This window comes from Sphingopyxis sp. OPL5, from assembly GCF_003797775.2.
GTDB lineage: Bacteria > Pseudomonadota > Alphaproteobacteria > Sphingomonadales > Sphingomonadaceae > Sphingopyxis.
In genome coordinates, this window is record NZ_CP060725.1 from 4,226,810 (window position 1) to 4,242,898 (window position 16,089).

At 66.0% G+C, this 16,089-nt stretch carries 16 protein-coding genes; 8 read left to right on the top strand and 8 right to left on the bottom strand.

Going from position 1 to position 16,089, the window contains the following annotated elements:
• Position 1 precedes the first annotated feature (1 nt).
• Positions 2-1,093 carry an acyl-CoA dehydrogenase family protein gene (locus EEB18_RS20335; RefSeq protein WP_187669040.1) on the bottom strand — a complete coding sequence of 364 codons (1,092 nt, stop codon included), beginning with the start codon at positions 1,091-1,093 and terminating at the stop codon, positions 2-4.
• Between the two features lie 103 nt (positions 1,094-1,196).
• On the opposite strand from EEB18_RS20335, the gene EEB18_RS20340 reads away from it, so the two are divergent.
• From EEB18_RS20340 to EEB18_RS20360, 5 genes are all read left to right on the top strand, one after another.
• Positions 1,197-1,997, top strand: coding sequence for an enoyl-CoA hydratase/isomerase family protein (locus tag EEB18_RS20340; protein WP_056347628.1), 801 nt, complete (start codon positions 1,197-1,199; stop codon positions 1,995-1,997).
• Between the two features lie 79 nt (positions 1,998-2,076).
• A complete protein-coding gene (locus EEB18_RS20345; protein WP_187139874.1) occupies positions 2,077-3,171 on the top strand; it encodes an acyl-CoA dehydrogenase family protein in 1,095 nt (364 codons plus the stop codon).
• Entirely contained in the window at positions 3,168-4,373 is a 1,206-nt protein-coding gene (locus EEB18_RS20350) for an acyl-CoA dehydrogenase family protein (RefSeq protein WP_187139873.1), read from the top strand. The genes EEB18_RS20345 and EEB18_RS20350 overlap by 4 nt, the downstream gene beginning before the upstream one ends.
• A 13-nt stretch (positions 4,374-4,386) precedes the next feature.
• Positions 4,387-5,169 (top strand): SDR family oxidoreductase, encoded by a 783-nt coding sequence (locus tag EEB18_RS20355; RefSeq protein WP_187139872.1) that lies wholly within the window; start codon positions 4,387-4,389, stop codon positions 5,167-5,169.
• A gap of 35 nt (positions 5,170-5,204) precedes the next feature.
• Complete coding sequence (locus EEB18_RS20360) at positions 5,205-6,455, top strand: acetyl-CoA C-acetyltransferase (RefSeq protein WP_187139871.1); 1,251 nt, start codon at positions 5,205-5,207, stop codon at positions 6,453-6,455.
• A gap of 40 nt (positions 6,456-6,495) precedes the next feature.
• On the opposite strand, the gene EEB18_RS20365 is transcribed toward EEB18_RS20360, so the two are convergent.
• The gene (locus EEB18_RS20365; RefSeq protein ID WP_187139870.1) at positions 6,496-7,866 is read right to left on the bottom strand and encodes an alkaline phosphatase PhoX; all 1,371 of its coding nucleotides are present in this window, start codon (positions 7,864-7,866) and stop codon (positions 6,496-6,498) included.
• A gap of 231 nt (positions 7,867-8,097) precedes the next feature.
• Between EEB18_RS20365 and EEB18_RS20370 the strand changes: the two genes are divergently transcribed.
• Genes EEB18_RS20370 through EEB18_RS20380 form a run of 3 tightly spaced genes read left to right on the top strand, consistent with a single transcriptional unit; the run spans position 8,098 to position 10,873 of the window.
• Positions 8,098-9,228 (top strand): CaiB/BaiF CoA transferase family protein, encoded by a 1,131-nt coding sequence (locus EEB18_RS20370; RefSeq protein ID WP_187139869.1) that lies wholly within the window; start codon positions 8,098-8,100, stop codon positions 9,226-9,228.
• A gap of 56 nt (positions 9,229-9,284) precedes the next feature.
• Positions 9,285-10,088 (top strand): crotonase/enoyl-CoA hydratase family protein, encoded by an 804-nt coding sequence (locus EEB18_RS20375; protein ID WP_056347641.1) that lies wholly within the window; start codon positions 9,285-9,287, stop codon positions 10,086-10,088.
• Positions 10,089-10,090: 2 nt separating this feature from the next.
• The gene (locus tag EEB18_RS20380; RefSeq protein ID WP_187139868.1) at positions 10,091-10,873 is read left to right on the top strand and encodes a tyrosine-protein phosphatase; all 783 of its coding nucleotides are present in this window, start codon (positions 10,091-10,093) and stop codon (positions 10,871-10,873) included.
• 101 nt (positions 10,874-10,974) lie between these two features.
• Here EEB18_RS20380 and EEB18_RS20385 read toward each other — a convergent pair whose 3' ends face one another.
• From EEB18_RS20385 to EEB18_RS20410, 6 genes are all read right to left on the bottom strand, one after another.
• Entirely contained in the window at positions 10,975-12,309 is a 1,335-nt protein-coding gene (locus EEB18_RS20385; RefSeq protein ID WP_187139867.1) for a metal-dependent hydrolase family protein, read from the bottom strand.
• Between the two features lie 238 nt (positions 12,310-12,547).
• Entirely contained in the window at positions 12,548-13,276 is a 729-nt protein-coding gene (locus tag EEB18_RS20390) for a sulfotransferase (RefSeq protein WP_262408020.1), read from the bottom strand.
• Positions 13,277-13,380: 104 nt separating this feature from the next.
• The gene (locus EEB18_RS20395; RefSeq protein WP_187139866.1) at positions 13,381-14,301 is read right to left on the bottom strand and encodes an aminotransferase class IV; all 921 of its coding nucleotides are present in this window, start codon (positions 14,299-14,301) and stop codon (positions 13,381-13,383) included.
• Positions 14,302-14,339: 38 nt separating this feature from the next.
• On the bottom strand, positions 14,340-14,966 hold the full coding sequence (locus tag EEB18_RS20400) for a hypothetical protein (protein WP_187139865.1): 627 nt from the start codon (positions 14,964-14,966) through the stop codon (positions 14,340-14,342).
• A 6-nt stretch (positions 14,967-14,972) separates the two neighbouring features.
• Entirely contained in the window at positions 14,973-15,371 is a 399-nt protein-coding gene (locus EEB18_RS20405) for a hypothetical protein (RefSeq protein ID WP_187139864.1), read from the bottom strand.
• A gap of 55 nt (positions 15,372-15,426) precedes the next feature.
• Complete coding sequence (locus EEB18_RS20410) at positions 15,427-16,050, bottom strand: phosphatase PAP2 family protein (protein ID WP_187139863.1); 624 nt, start codon at positions 16,048-16,050, stop codon at positions 15,427-15,429.
• Between the last annotated feature and the right edge of the window lie 39 nt (positions 16,051-16,089).

Sequence of the window (16,089 nt, forward strand, 5' to 3'; positions counted from 1 at the left end):
CTTACGCCGCTTTCCCTTGGCTGCCCGGCTGGGCGTTCAGCAGGCGGTCGGCCCAGAAACCGCGGTTGCCGAGATGCACCGCGAGCATCCGCTCGCGCCGGTAATAGAAATGGCAGTTCGCCTCGAAGGTGTAGCCGATGCCGCCATGGACCTGCAGATTCTCGCGCGCCGCGATTTCGAGGCATTTGATCCCCGACAGGCGCGCGGCCGCCGCTGCCGCAGGCAGGTCATCGGGCGACGATTCGGCCGCCCAGCCGCCATAATAAGCGTTGGAGCGCGCGAGTTCGGTCGCGACCGCGACATCGGCGAGCTTGTGCTTGATCGCCTGATAGCCCGCGAGCGGACGGCCGAACATCTGCCGCTCCATCGCATAGTCGCGCGCCATGGTGAGGCAGGCTTCGGCAGCGCCGGAGGCTTCGAACGCGGCCTGCACCGCGGCTTGGTCGATCAGCTGGTCGAGCTTGCCCGCGCCGGGCAGCGCTTCGGCAACCGCATCGGCGAAGTCGAGGCGGTAGTGCGGGCGGAGCTGGTCGAAGCTGTCGAGCCGCGTGCGGGTGACGCCGGGCTGATTCAGTTCGACGAGTGCGAAGGTGCCGCCCGCGACGAGCACGACCGCGATGTCGGCGATGCCCGCGTCGGCAACCGGCGACTTGTTGCCGTTGAGCTTGCCGCCTTCAAGCGTCGCCCCGCTCGCGAATACCGGCCCCGGTCCTTCGGCATAAGCGAAGGTCGCCACCGCCTCGCCGCTCGCGAGCTTGGGCAGCCACGCCGCCTTCTGCGCGTCGCTACCCGCAAGGCGAATCGCCTCGGCACCGAGGATGATCGAGCTCATGAAGGGCACCGCCGCATTGGCACCGCCCAGCGCCTCCATGATGACGCCGAGATCGAGCGCGCCGAGCCCCAGTCCGCCATGGTCCTCGGGAATAGCGGCGCCGAGGAAGCCCATTTCGGCGAGCGCTCGCCACAAGGGTTCGTCCCATTCGGCGCCCGAATCGATCAGGCTGCGCAGCCGGTCGAACGGCGACAGGTCGGAAAGCAGCACGCGGGCTTGCTCGCCGAGCATTTTCTGTTCATCGCTAAGGTCGAAATTCATCGCAGGCCTTGCCCCTTCATATCGGTCTGTGTCATAGCGAGTTGTATAACTAGGTCAACCATGAGCGCTCAGCGATAACCGGGCCGGGAGAGGAAGCACCGTCATGCAATATGAAACCATCCTGGTCGACGTCGCCGACCATATCGCGACGATCACGATCAACCGCCCCGACGCGATGAACAGCTTCACCAAGCGGATGATGGACGAATTCGAGCATCTGTGGAAGTGGATTGGCCGCGAGGATGACGTCCATTGCGTCGTGCTGCGCGCGGCGCCGGGCAAGGCCTGGTGCACCGGGGTCGACGTCAAGGAATCGCAGAAGGAAGGCGGAACCGTCGTCGACCTTGCCAATATCTGGCATTGCGAGGATCCCGGCAATTACCTCGGCCCCAAGTCGATGAAATGCTGGAAGCCGGTGATCGCCGCAGTCCATGGCATGGCGGCTGGCGGCGCCTTCTACTGGCTCAACGAGAGCGACATCATCATCTGTTCCGAAGAAGCGACCTTCTTCGACCCGCATGTCACCTATGGCATGACGAGCGCGCTCGAGCCGATCGGCATGACCTATCATATGCCGCTGCACGACGTGCTGCGCATGGTGCTGCTCGGCAATGATGAACGAATCGGCGCGGGGACCGCGCTGCGCATAGGGCTGGTCAGCGAGATTACGACGCTCGAGGATCTGTGGCCGCGCGCGCAGGAACTGGCGACCGCGATCGCTGCCAAGCCGCCCGCGGCGACCGCGGGTTCGGTGAAGGCGATCTGGGAATCGCTCGACCTCCCCCGCTCGGTCGCGATGCAACAGGGCCTGAAATATTGCCAGATCGGCAATCCGGTCGGGGTGCCGCAGGTCGACCGCGCCGCGCTGATGGCCGACAAGGCCAAGAAATTCACCGTCCGATAGCCGTAGCGGCAATTCTACTTGACGTTTACGTCAACGTCCGGTCATGGTCTCAACACATAGGGTGAGGACTCGAACGCGCATGTCGATTTTATACGACGAAGGGCAACAGGCGATCGCGACCGAGTCGCGGCGCGTGCTCGAAGCCCGGATGAACAAGGACGAGTTGCTGCCGCTGCTCGAAACCACCGGAAAATTCCACGACGGCTTCTGGACCACCGCGAAGGAACAAGGCTGGACCGCCCTCGCCCTTCCCGAAGCCTATGGCGGGCTCGATCTCGGCCTCGTCGAACTCGGGCTGATCGCGCACCAAGCGGGCCGCAGCCTCAGCGGCGCGCCCTTCCTCACCGGCAGCTTCGGCGCCGCCAAGGCGATCGAGCTTTACGGTAGCGACGAGCAGAAAGCGAAATATCTACCCGGCCTCGCCAGCGGCGAGACGATCGGTGCGATTGCTTTCGCCGCGGGATCGAACGCGCTGCCGGTGCTGCCGAGCGTGACGCTCACCGATAACTGCCTCGACGGGACATCGACCGGCGTCGCAGGCGGACTCGCTGCCGATATCGCGGTCGTCTATGCCAATGGCCCCGGCATGCCGGTGCTCGTGGTGGCCGACCTGGCCAACGTCACGCGCAGCGCGATCGACAGCTTCGACAACAGCCGCCTCTACGCCGACCTGACCTTCGCCGGCACGCCCGCCGACACGCTGGTCATCGGGGGCACGGCGCGCGAGGCGGCGCTGCACATCCTCGCCCTGCAGGCGGTGATCACCGCGCACGAACAGACCGGCGGCGCCGAAGCGATGATGGAAATCGCGCGCGACTATGCCGTCACCCGCCGCGCCTTCGGACAGGTCATCGGCGCCTTCCAGTCGATCAAGCACCGCATCGCCGAACTCTACGGCTTCGTCGAACTGGCGCGCGCCAACTGCATCCATGCGGCATCGCGCGAGGGACAGGCCGATTTCGTCACCGCCGCCGCCGCGGCGCGCATCTCGGCGACCGAGGCCTATGACACCGCTTCGCGCGACTGCGTGCAGATTCACGGCGGCATCGGGGTGACTTGGGAACTCGGGCTCCACCTCCACACCCGCCGCGCGCGCAGCCTCGCGATCGAACAGGGCAATCTGCTGTTCTGGGAAGACATCCTCGTCGACCGCCTGACCGGAGAAGCTGCATGAGCGATCTCGAAGCGTATCGCGCCAAGGCCGCGGCCTGGCTGGAATCGATGGTCCCGACCTTCGGCAAGGAAGCCCGCAAGGGGCTGAGCGTCGAGGAAGACCTCGCCGTCGCACGCCAATATCAGCGCGCCAAGTTCGACGCGGGTTACGCAGGCATCAACTGGCCGGTCGACTATGGCGGCCAGGGCCTCGGGCACCTCGAAAAGGTCACCTTCGACAGCGAGGAAATGAAGCACGGCTTCCCCAGCTTCTATTTCGGCATCTCGCTCGGCATGCCGATCCCGGTGCTGATGCAGTTCGGCAGCGACAAGGATTTCGTGAAGACCCGCGTCCTGAAGGCGCTGAAGGGCGAGGAAATCTGGTGCCAACTCTTCTCCGAACCCTCGGGCGGTTCCGATCTTGCCGGCCTGCGCACCAAGGCCGAGGCCGACGGCAACGGCTGGAAGATCAACGGCCAGAAGGTATGGACTAGCTGGGCGCAATATAGCGACTATGGCGTCATCGTCGTGCGCACCGATCCCAATGTGCCCAAGCACAAGGGACTGACCTATTTCTGGGTCGACATGAAGGCGCCGGGCGTCACCGTCCGCCCGATCAAGCTGGTCGGCGGCGACAGCCACGTCAACGAGGTCTTTTTCGACGATGTGAAGATCACCGACGATCACCGTATGTCGCCGGTGGGTGGCGGCTTTGCCGTTGCCATCGCGACGCTGATGATCGAACGCTATGTCGCGACCGACAGCGGCGGCTTCGGCCCGCACCTTGACCTGTTCGTCGACCTTGCCAAAAATACCGAACTCAACGGCAAGCCCGCGATCGAGGACGGCCGCATCCGTCAGCAGATCGCGCGCAACTATGCGATGCGCAGCGGCCTGCAATCGATCACGGCGCGCGCGATGGCGCTGATGCAGGCGGGCATGACGCCAGGCCCCGAAGGCTCGCTGAACAAGCTGGTCGCGGTGCGTTCGCGCCAGAAATTGTCCGAACTTGCGATCGACCTGCAGGGGTCGGGCGGCTTTGCCTATGACGACCACGCCTCGCAAAAGGAGGATTGGACGGCAAGCTGGATCAACGCCCCCACCGGCCGCATCGCGGGCGGTTCGGACGAAACATTGCTCAACACGATCGCGGAAAAGATCCTCGGCCTGCCGCAGGACCACCGCCCCGACAAGGGCGTCGCGTTCAACCAGATTCCGGCCTGAGGAGGGCCAGCGCATGAAGATCGATTCCACCACCGCAGCCGTCGTCACCGGCGGCGCATCGGGCCTCGGCCGCGCGACCGCAGAGGCGCTCGCGGCGCAGGGCGTCAAGGTCGCCATCTTCGACATCAACGACGCGCTCGGCGAAGAAGTCGCCGCATCGATCGGCGGCCTGTTTGTCCATGTCGACATCACCGACGAGCAATCGGTACTCGACGGCTATGCCGCCGCGCGCGCCGCGCACGGGCAGGAGCGTATCTGCGTCCATTGCGCGATGACCTCGCGCCGCGGCAAGACGCTTGCCTTCGACAAGACGAGCGGCAGTTTCCGCCGCACCCCGACCGAGGATTATGCCTTTGGCGTCGCCGGCATATTGACCGCGAGCTACCGCATCGCCTCGATCTCGGCCGAGGGCATGGCGACCTTGCCTGAACTCGAAGACGGCGAACGCGGCGCGATCGTCCTCACCGCGTCGGTCGCGGCGCAGGACGCGCAGATCGGCCAGGTCATCTATGGCTCGGCGAAGGCGGGCGTGAACGGGCTTGTGCTGCCGATGGCGCGCGACCTGATGGACCTTGGGATTCGCGTCAATTCGATCATGCCCGGAGTGTTCAAGACGCCGCTCGTCGCGGGGTTGCCCGAACCGGTGCTCGCCAGCCTTGGCGCGTCGGTCCCCTTCCCCAAGCGGCTCGGCCACGCCGAGGAATATGCCAGCCTGGCGATGGAGATGCTCCGCAACAGCTATTTCAACGGCCAGGCCGTCCGTCTCGACGGCGCGATCCGCATGGCCCCGCGTTAATCCGAAAACTCCCCTCGAAGAAGGAACCCTGTGAAATGTCCGAAGCCTATATCATCGACGCCGTCCGCACCCCGCGCGGGATCGGCAAGCCCGGCAAGGGCGCGCTGTCGCATCTCCACCCGCAGCATCTCGCCGCGACGGTGCTGAAGGCGATCAAGGATCGCAACAATCTCGACACCGCGACCGTCGACGACATCATCTGGTCGACCTCGACCCAAAAGGGCAAGCAGGGCGGCGACCTCGGCCGCATGGCCGCGCTCGCCGCGGGTTATGACACCAAGGCCTCGGGCACGACGCTCGACCGCTTCTGCGGCGGCGGCATCAGCAGCGTGAATTTCGCTGCGGCGACCGTGATGTCGGGCATGGAAGATTGCGTCATCGCCGGCGGCACCGAAATGATGAGCTACACCGCGCAGATCGGTGCCGAGGAAGCCAATGCGGGCCTCAAGCCGCTCGGCATGGGGTCGGGCAACGCCGCACTCGACGCCATCCACCCCCAGTCGCACCAGGGCGTGTGCGGCGACGCGATCGCCGCGAAGGAAGGCATCAGCCGCGAAGCCGTCGACGCGCTCGCGCTCGTCAGCCAGCAGCGCGCCGACCGCGCGATCAAGGAAGGCCGCTTCGCCAAGTCGGTGGTGCCGGTCTATAACGAAGACGGCAGCGTTGCGCTCGACCGCGAGGAATTCCCCCGCCCCGAAACTACCGCCGAAGGCCTCGCCGGCCTGAAGGCGAGCTTCGGCGCGCTCAAGGACTTCGACCTCGGCGGCGGGGTGACCTTCGGCAAGCAGATCCAGCGCGTCTATCCCGGCCTCGAATGGGAAGGCGTCCATCACGCCGGCAACTCGTCGGGTGTCGTCGATGGCGCCGCGGCGCTGCTCCTGACCTCGAAGGACTATGCCGACAAGCACGGCCTGAAGCCGCGCGCCCGCATCGTCGCTTATGCCAACCAGGGCGACGACCCGACGCTGATGCTCAACGCCCCGGTCCCCGCGGCGAAGAAGGTCCTCGAAAAGGCCGGGCTGACCGTCGCCGACATCGACGTCTGGGAAATCAACGAGGCGTTCGCGGTGGTCGCCGAGAAGTTCATCCGTGACCTCGAACTCGACCGCGAAAAGGTCAACATCAACGGCGGCGCGATGGCGCTGGGCCACCCGATCGGCGCCACCGGCTCGATCCTGATCGGCACCGCGCTCGACGAACTCGAACGCTCGGGCGGTCGTTACGGCCTCGTCACCATGTGCGCCGCAGGCGGCATGGCGCCGGCGATCATCATCGAACGCATCTGATCCTGAAGCGAAGCCCCTCTCCTTGCGGGAGGGGCTTCGATCAGAACGGCCCGCGCACCGCGATCGTCCGCGCGGGGTTGTAGAGGTTCAGGAACATCGTCTTACCGTCGGGCGCGAAGCACACACCCGACACCTTGGTCGCCGCACTCACCCGCGCAAAGGGATAGACCTTCCCCTCCGGCGTCACCCCACGCAGCCAATTGTCAGGGCGGCTGCCGCGCCGGTCCTCGCACACCATCAGGTCGCCATTCGGCGCAACGCTCAGATTGTCGCCGAAGCTGAAATGCGCGGGATCGGTCGTTTCGACGAACAATTGCAATTGCCCCGGCTGCGCCGTCTCGGCCGCCGTCCCTTCGGCCGGCGACGGGCGATAACGCATGATCTGCCCGCGCCGTGCCGGACCGCCCGAGGTGCAGGTGAAATAAATCTCGCCATCGCCGCCATGGATCCCCTCGCCGCGCGCGAAGATCGTCGCACCGGCCCGCGCGCCGCGCTTGCGCAGATCGTCCTTGGGACTTTCGGGGTCGCCGAGGTCGATCCAGCGCACATCGTGCCAGCCGCCGCTCGCCAGCACCGGCCGCGTCCAGTTGCGCGTGTCGGCGAGCGCCGGATCGACCAGCGCCAGCGCCTGCAGCCGTCCGCCCTTGCGAAGCTGTCCCGGCACCGCGGGAACGAAGCGATAGAAGAGGCTGTCCTGTCGGTCCTCGGTCATATAGACCGCGCCGCTCCGGGTATCGACGACTGCGGCCTCATGGTTGAAACGCCCCATCGCCTTGATCGGCTCGGCGGTGACCAGCCCGCCCGGCGCGACGGGCATTTCGAAGACCCAGCCATGGTCTTCCTTGTGCAGCCCGCCGCCGCGCGAAACATCTTCCTCGCAGCTCAGCCATGTGCCCCAGGGGGTGATGCCACCCGAACAATTATAGATGGTGCCGACGAGCGAGAGATATTGTTCCTCGACGTCGAGGGTCGCGGGATCGAGGATGATCGTGGAGACGCCGCCGGGCAGCGCCTCGCCGCTTCCCGCACGGTAACAGTCGAACGCCGCCGCATCGCCTGCGGCCCCCACCGGACAGGCACCGTGCTTCAGCTCGTCGGCGCCAAGCTCGTGATTGCGCATCAGGCACAGCCGTCCGTCGGGCAAGGTGGTGCAGCCCATGCCGTCGGCGCTGTTCGGCACCTGCCGCCCGTCGCTCATCAGCTGGCCATATTGCGACACGATCTTGTACGAAAAGCCCTTTGGCAGGTCGAGGAGCCGCGCCGGGTCGGGGATCGGCGCCCCGAAGCCCTGCCCTTCGGCCAGCATCGCAGCGGAAACATGGCGGCTGTGCAGCGCTAGCCCGGCGAAGGCGGCGGCCATCAGCCCCTTGGCGAAGCCGCGGCGATCGAGTGCGATGGATGCCCGTTCCATGGCCGCGCGATACGGGCATGAGGTGACAGCCGGGCTGCGGAAGCCTGACAGTTTGGCGACATTTTGAAGTTGGCTGGCACATTAGTGCAACATTTGGCGCAGCCGCCCTGTTCGCATCCCGCACGGCGCCCTGGGAGCAAAGAAATCCTTTCCCTCCTAAGGGTTCCTTCGCCCTTGCACTGCCCCTTTTGCGTCGGCATGGCCAAAGCGACATATTGGGAGAAGAAAGACATGGCAGGTCCGCTTCAGGGTATCCGTATCATCGAATTCGCCGGCATTGGTCCCGGCCCCTTCTGCGGCATGATGCTCGCCGATCATGGCGCCGAGGTCATCCGTATCGACCGCCCGGGCGGCTTCATGGACCCGCGCGATCCGCTGTCGCGCAACCGCACCTCGATCTCGCTCGACATGAAGAACCCCGAAGCCGTCCAGACCGCGCGTGACCTGTGCAAAAGCGCCGACGGCATCATCGAGGGCTATCGCCCCGGCGTGATGGAGCGGCTCGGCCTCGGCCCCGATGTGCTGCTCGCGGACAATCCGAAGCTCGTCTATGGCCGCATGACCGGCTGGGGCCAGTTCGGTCCTTATGCGCAAGCTGCCGGCCATGACATCAACTATATCTCGCTGTCGGGCGTGCTCCACACCGTCGGCGTGCGCGGCGGCAAGCCGGTGCCGCCGGTCAATTATGTCGGCGATTTCGGCGGCGGCGGCATGATGCTCGCCTTCGGCATGTCGAGCGCGCTGCTCCATGCGGCGAAGACCGGCGAGGGCCAGGTGATCGACTGCGCGATGACCGACGGTTCGGCGCTGCTCGCGGGCATGAGTTGGTGGTTCCACGCCGCGGGCGCGCTCAAGGACGAGGCCGGCGTCAACCGTCTCGACGGCGGCGCCCCCTATTACGACACCTACACCTGCAGCGACGGCAAGTTCATATCGATCGGGTCGATCGAGCCGCAATTTTACGCGCTGCTGCGCGCCAAGACCGGGCTCGACGCCGACCCCGCTTTCGACGTGCAGGACGACCAGGAAAATTGGCCCGCCAAGAAGGAAAAGGTCGCCGCGCTCTTCGCCACCAAGACCCGCGACGAGTGGTGCGAGCTGATGGAGATGACCGACGTCTGCTTCGCCCCCGTGCTGTCGCTGAGCGAGGCACCGCACCATCCGCACAATGTCGAGCGCGAGACCTTCGTCAGCGTCGCGGGCGTCCCGCATCCCGCCCCTGCCCCGCGCTATTCGGCGACGGTCAACGACACCCCGCGTCCCGCCCCGGCGGTCGGTGGCGACGGCGATGCGGTGCTCGCAGCGCTTGGTTACGATGCCGACAAAATCGCGGCGCTGCGCAGCGGCGGCGCGGTGCGCTGAACTTGCACGCGGCGGCCGCGAGGCGTAGCCTGCGGGTTGCCGATAAGGAGAGAATAATGGGCGAATTTCTGAGCGTCGAGCGGCGCGGCAAGATCGCAATCCTGACGATGATCAAGCCCGAGAGCATGAATGCGATCGGGACGCACGAGGATTGCCAGGACATCATCGACACGCTGCGCACGCTGGGCGACGACCGTGGCGTCAGCGCGATCATCCTCACCGGCAGCGGCAAAGCGTTCAGCGCCGGTGGGAACCTGAAGGGCATGCAGGACCGCACCGGCATCGGGGTGCTCGACCAGCCCGATTCGACGCGCGCCAACTACCGCAAGGGCGTGCAGGCGGTGATCCGCGCGCTGATGGACTGCGAAGTGCCGATGATCGCCGCGGTCAACGGCCATGCCATCGGCCTCGGTGCCGACCTCGCCTGCACCTGCGACATCCGCATTGCCGCCGAGAGCGCGAAATTCGCGTGCAGCTTCATCAAGGTCGGCATCGTCCCCGGCGATGGCGGGGCGTGGCTGCTGCAGAAGATCCTCGGCTATCCGCGCGCCGCCGAACTGTTCCTGACCGGCGACCGCTTCGACGCGGCGCAGGCCAAGGAGTACGGCCTCGTCACCGAGGTGGTGCCCGACGAGGAACTGCTCGACCGCGCGATCGCCATCGCCGAGCGCATCGTGTGCAACCCGCCGCGCGCGTTGCGGCTCACCAAGCGGCTGCTCCGCGAGGCGCAGCACAGCCGGATGAGCGACATCCTCGAACTCAGCGCCGCCTATCAGGCGATCGTCCACGAAACCGCCGACAACCGCGAGGCGATCAACGCTTTCGTCGAAAAACGCCCCCCCGTTTTTACAGGAGACTGACCATGCTCGCCGAGCGCGTCCTGCCGCTGTCCGGCATCCACAATTTCCGCGACTATGGCGGCTATGACGTCGAGGGCGGCGGCAAGCTGCGCAGCGGGATGCTGTGGCGCTCGGCGCACCATCAGGATGCGACCCCGGCCGACCTTGGCGCGGTCGACGCGCTGGGGATCGAGACGATCGTCGACCTGCGCGGCGACGACGAGCGCGCCGCACACCCGTGCAAAAGGTCCGACGGCTTTTCGGCGCGGGTGCTGTTCGCCGACGGCAACACCGCGGGCCTCGCGCCGCATCTGCAGGCCGCCAAGGGCACGATCGACAACGAAACCGCACGGGCGCGGATGATCGATACCTATGCCGGCATGCCGTACCGCCCGGTGCTGGTCGCGACGCTGCGCCTGTATCTCGCCGCGCTCGCCGAATATGACGCGCCGAGCCTGGTGCATTGCGTCGCGGGCAAGGACCGCACCGGCTTTGCCGTGGCGATCGTCCACCGCCTGCTCGGGGTGCATGAGGACGATCTGATGCACGATTATCTGCTCACCAACAGTGCTGGCAACATCGAGGAGCGGATCGCGCAGGGCGGCGATGTCATCCGGGCGCGCTACAATGCGGACATCCCCGATGACGCGATCCGCACTTTGATGTCGGTCAATCCGATCTTTCTCGAGGCCGCATTGGCGACGGTGCGCCGCGACCATGGCGACATCGCGACCTATGCCGAGACGGTGCTGAACTTCACCCCCGAGATGCGCGACGCGATCGTCGACAAGCTGGTGGTTTACTGAGCGCCCTCGTCGCCCCCGCGAAGGCGGGGGCCGCTGGAGATCTATTCAACGAAGCCGGAAAAGGCCGATAGCGGCCCCCGCCTTCACGGAGGCGACGGTGATCAGCCGCCCTTCACCAGCACCCCGCCCTTGACCACCGCATCGACATCCTCGAGCTGGCGCACGTCGGTCAGCGGATCGCCGTCGACCGCGATAATGTCGGCGTAGCGGCCGACCGCAATCGCGCCGACATCCTTTTCGCGGTTCAGCGCCTGCGCGGCGTTGCGCGTTGCGGCCTGAATGGCCTCGATCGGGGTCATCCCATATTCGACCATGACGCGGAACTGCTTGCCGACCTGGCCATGCGGCATCACGCCCGCATCGCTGCCGAACACCATGCGCACACCGGCCTTGTGCGCCTTGCGGAAATTGTCGCGCTGCGCCTGTGCGATCTCGCGGTCCTTGCGCAGATTATCCTCAAGCACGCCGTTCTTCGCACCCTCGGCCTGGGTATATTCGGTGTTATAGATATCCATCGAGAACCACACGGGCTGCTTGCGCGCGACGGCGAGGCGGATGCCTTCGTCGTCGACCAGGCTGGCATGCTCGATCGTGTCGATCCCGGCGTTGATCGCGGCGCGGATGCCCGCCGCGCCATGCGCATGCGCGGCGACGCGCAGGCCCCATTGATGCGCCTCGTCGGCGATGGCGCGCAGCTCGACCTCGGACACCTGCAACTGGCCGGGTTCGGTGTTGCGGGAAAAGACGCCGCCGGTGGCGCAGACCTTGATGACCTCGGCGCCATATTTGCGCTGGCGGCGAACCTGATAGCGCAGTTCGTCGGGGGTATCGCCGATCCCCTCCTTCTTCGCGTCCTCCTTTTCGAAGCTCGGCGGGAAGAAGGTCGAATCGCAATGGCCGCCGGTGGCGCCGAGCGCATAACCCGCGGGCACGATGCGCGGCCCGACCGCATAACCGGCCTCGATCGCCTGCTTGAGCCCGATGTCGTTGCGGTCGCTAGAGCCAACATTGCGCACGGTGGTGAAACCGGCGTCGAGCATGTCGTGGGCGTTCTTGACCGCGGTCATGCCCCAGAAGCTGTCGGTGAATTCCAGCCCGTTGTATCCGCCGATATCAGCGGGGCCGTCGAGGTGGACGTGCATGTCGATCAGGCCCGGCAGCAGCGTCTTGTCGCCGAGGTCGATATGCTTGACGTTCGCGCCCCATTTCACGGTGCGCGCATCGGCAACCCCGGTGATGCGGCCATCGGCGCCGACGAAGATCGAGGGATAGTCGATCGTCTTGCCGGTCAGCACATCGACATAGCGCGCGGCGGTGATGACGGTCTGGCCGGTCGAGTCCTGGGCCTGCGCAGGGGCCGCCGCGACGGCCAGAAGCGCGGTGCCGCCAAAAGCGATTCGCCGCAGAAAAGTCCCGAACTTTACTCGTGATTGCATGTTTGACCCGCCTGTTTTTATTGCCCGCTTCCGTGATGGCAAAGGCGGGGAAATTAGGACAGCGGAAAATGCGATAGCGCTTCGTCATCCCCGCGAAAGCGGGGACCCGCCTTTTCTTTGCGCCTTTGCGCCTTTGCGTGAGTCCGAGAAAAATAAAATCTCACGCAAAGGCGCAAAGGCACGAAGAAGGAAGAAGAAGGCGGGTCCCCGCTTTCGCGGGGATGACGTTTGTTGGTGCTCAGAGATCGATCTTGAACCGCGCCAGATAATCATAATCCGGCCGGCACGCCTCGGCGACGGCCTGCGCTTCCGCCGTCAGTTCGGGGATCGGCTTGTCCGGAACCCCGAAACCCGTGCTCGACATCACCGCGTCGTACCAATGCGAGGCCCAGATGCCGTCGGTGTCGCGCAGCCCTGCCTGCCAGTGCAGCATCGCCGGGTCCCATTCGATGCCGAGCGCGGCGCATAATTTCGCGAGCATCGCGGGCGGGTCGCGCAGGATGTCTGCGCTGTCGATCACCGGCGGCGCATGGCCCAACCGGTCGGCCTCGCGGTCGAAAAATTCGACCTGCTTGTCGGTGCCGAGATGGTCGGGGCGTACCGATACGCGCTTCGCGGCATAGCTCGCGACGACGCGCGCCGGGTCACGGATCAGGAAGGCGTGGCGCAGCCCCGGCAGGTCGTCATGCCTTATGGGGCCGACCATATGGTGCGCCATATGTTTCTGGTACCAGATCTGCGTCGCGGCGGGGTTCGGGCCGGTCATGCTGCGCGCGACGCCAAACCAGTCGCAGTCCATCGACGCCATCACTTCGTCCATCATCGGCTGCGGATCGCCAGTGTGCCGCAGGTACGCTCCATAAAAGGGTTCGTCGCTGACATGGGTATCGGTCCGGCTGCCGAAGCTGCGCATCATCGCCGTCGACAGGTTGCGCGGCCCCGACCACATGGCGATGCGGATAGTCACAGGAATCCTCCCCTTTTCCGTTCGCGTCGAGCGAAGTCGAGACGCCCCTCAGTCATGCACGGTGCCTCGACTTCGCTCGACACAAACGGGATCTGGAGGGCGGCTTACCCATGTAGTTCGCCAGAAATATCGCGCTCGATCAATATCTTGTATAGACCTTGCAATCGCTCGACGATCGGGCCCCGGCCCTCGGTCAATACCCGCCCGTCGATCGTGTGCGCGGGCACGACCCCCGCGAAGGTGCCGGTCACGAACGCCTCCTCGGCGCCATAGACGTCGGTGAGCGAGAAATTCTTCTCATACACCGGGATGCCCGCCTCGCGGCAGATGCGGATGACGTTGCTGCGGGTGATGCCGGCGAGGCAATAATCGCCGCTCGAGGTCCATACCTCGCCCTTGCGCACGATGAAGAAATGGGTCGAATTGCAGGTCGCGACGAAGCCGTGCGGGTCGAGCATCAGCGCCTCATCGGCGCCCGCCTGCGCCGCCTGGATGCACGCGGTGATGCAGTTCAATTTGCTGTGCGAATTGAGCTTGGGGTCCTGCACCGCGGGGTCGCCGCGGCGGACATGGACGGTAAACAGCGACAGTCCCTTTTCGACCGTCGCGGGCAGCGGGTCCTTATGCTCGGCGATGATGACGATCGTCGCGGGCGAGATTACGACGCGCGGGTCCTGATACGGGGTCGAGCGGATGCCGCGGGTGACCATCAGGCGGATGTGACAGGCGTCCATCTGGTTGCCCGCGATCGTGTCGTAGAGCCGCTGGATCAGCGCCTCGCGGCTGATCCCGATGTCCATCGCGATCGCCTTCGCGCCTTCGAACAGACGGTCAAGATGCTGGTCGAGGAAAGCCATGCGGCCGTCGTGGACGCGGATCCCCTCCCACACCCCGTCGCCGAGCATGAAGCCGCTGTCGAACACCGACACGCTCGCCTCGGCGCGGGGCACCAGCGTGCCGTTGACGTTGATCAGGATCGCGTCGTTGCGCGGATCGGGGACGAAGTCGTGGGTGCCTTGAGCCATGGCGCCAGCCTAGCCGCTGGCGCGCCGGTGTCGAGGGGTCAGGCGACCTTGCGCCCGAAACTGCCCGGCGGCGGGCGGTCGAGACGGCCGCGGGCGGCGCCCTCGAGCGGGTCACGGCGCGCCGCCGCGCGTTCCTCGGCGGTGGCGAGTTGGCGCGGCGGCGGCGGGCCACCCTCGGCCGCGCGCTTTTCGTCGAGCACCTTATGCCAGACGGCACCCGCTTCGCGGTGCGGCATCGCGAAGATTTCGATCGCTTCCCCGACGAGCGGCACCGCGCGTTCGACGAGCTTCAGATAACCGAGCGGGAGGCGCAGCTTGCGCTTGCCGGCGATGCCGCCCTTGTCGCTGTGGATCACCAGCAGGACCGGTCCCGGGATCGGCAGGCCAGCGGCGCTGAGGAAGAGCGTTTCGGCGCCGACATGCGTATAATGGTCGAAGGAGACGAAACGCTTGGTCCAGAGCGTGCGGATTTCGAGGCCGCGCGCATGCTGGGTGATCGCCGCTTTGTCCGGCGCCATCGCCTTCCACAGCGCGCGGCATCCATAAGCGATCAGATAGAGCCCGAGCGGCGCGCCGATCAGCGTGCCCATCAGCGCAAAGCCGCCGAAGAAAAACAGCAGCGCGCGGGTGACGAGCTTGCCGCCGCTATACTGGACGATCACCATCGGCGATCAGCCGATCTTGCGGCCGAATTGCGGGCGCGGCGTGTCGGCGGGCGGCGACGCTTCCGCGGGTACAGCGGGCGCTTCGCCGCGCTTGCTCATATAGCGCGCGAAAGCGGCGTCGGCGTCGAACCCCTCGGTCGCCGGCAGGTCGTCACCGACCTTGACCGCCGCACCGGGCACGCGGTTCGCGCCCGACGCGACGCGGAGCAGCTTGATCAGCGGGCCGATCAGGAACAGCAGCGCGATGATCGACAGGCCGAGCACGGTCGGACCGAGTCCGATGCCAACGATGCCCTCCATCGAATTGCCGCCGACGCCCATGAAATGCCACAGGAAGAAACCGATATAGGCGACCGGAATCAGCGCCAGCAGCCAGCGGAACACCCCGCCGATCGAACCACCCATAGGAAGACCCTCCTCTTTTCAAAGAGGGTCATAGCGCCAAGCGGTTAGGATTTTCTTATGTCGCGGGCCGGCCGCGCCGCACCCAGGCGGCACCGAGCAGCGCGAAGGCGGTGCCGAGCATCGTGCCGCCGACGATGTCGCTCGCCCAATGGACGCCAAGCATCATGCGCGAGGTGCCGTTGAGCACGATCATCACCCCCGCAAGGCTCCACGCCGCGCGGCGCCAGCGCGGCGGCACCAGCCAGGCGAGCATCAGATAGACGACCGCGGCGCTCGTCGCATGGCCGCTGGGATAGGAAAAGCTCGTCTGATGGTCGAGATGCGGGATCAGGTCGGGGCGTGCGACGCCGAAAGCCATTTTGAGCAGGCTCGACACGAGATTCGACAATAGCGACGCCCCCGCCAGTGCGACCGCACAGCGCTGCCCGCAGAGCCGCCAGACGAGCGCGGTCAGGCCGATGACGATGACCCAGCGCGCCGCGCCGCCGCCGATCCAGCTCGCGCCCTGCATGAAGGCGATGAAAGCGGGGTCGCTCTTGCCGACATGGAGGACAAGGTCGGTCGAGATGCGCAGGTCGATCGCCTGCGTCCAGCCCGCGACGACCGCAAAGCCGAGCAGGATGACGGCAGCGAGCAGGATGGCGGCGGCGATGAGGAAGCGGTTGATCTTGTTCGGCATCAATCCTCCTTCGCCATCCCCGCGCAGGCGGGGACCCAG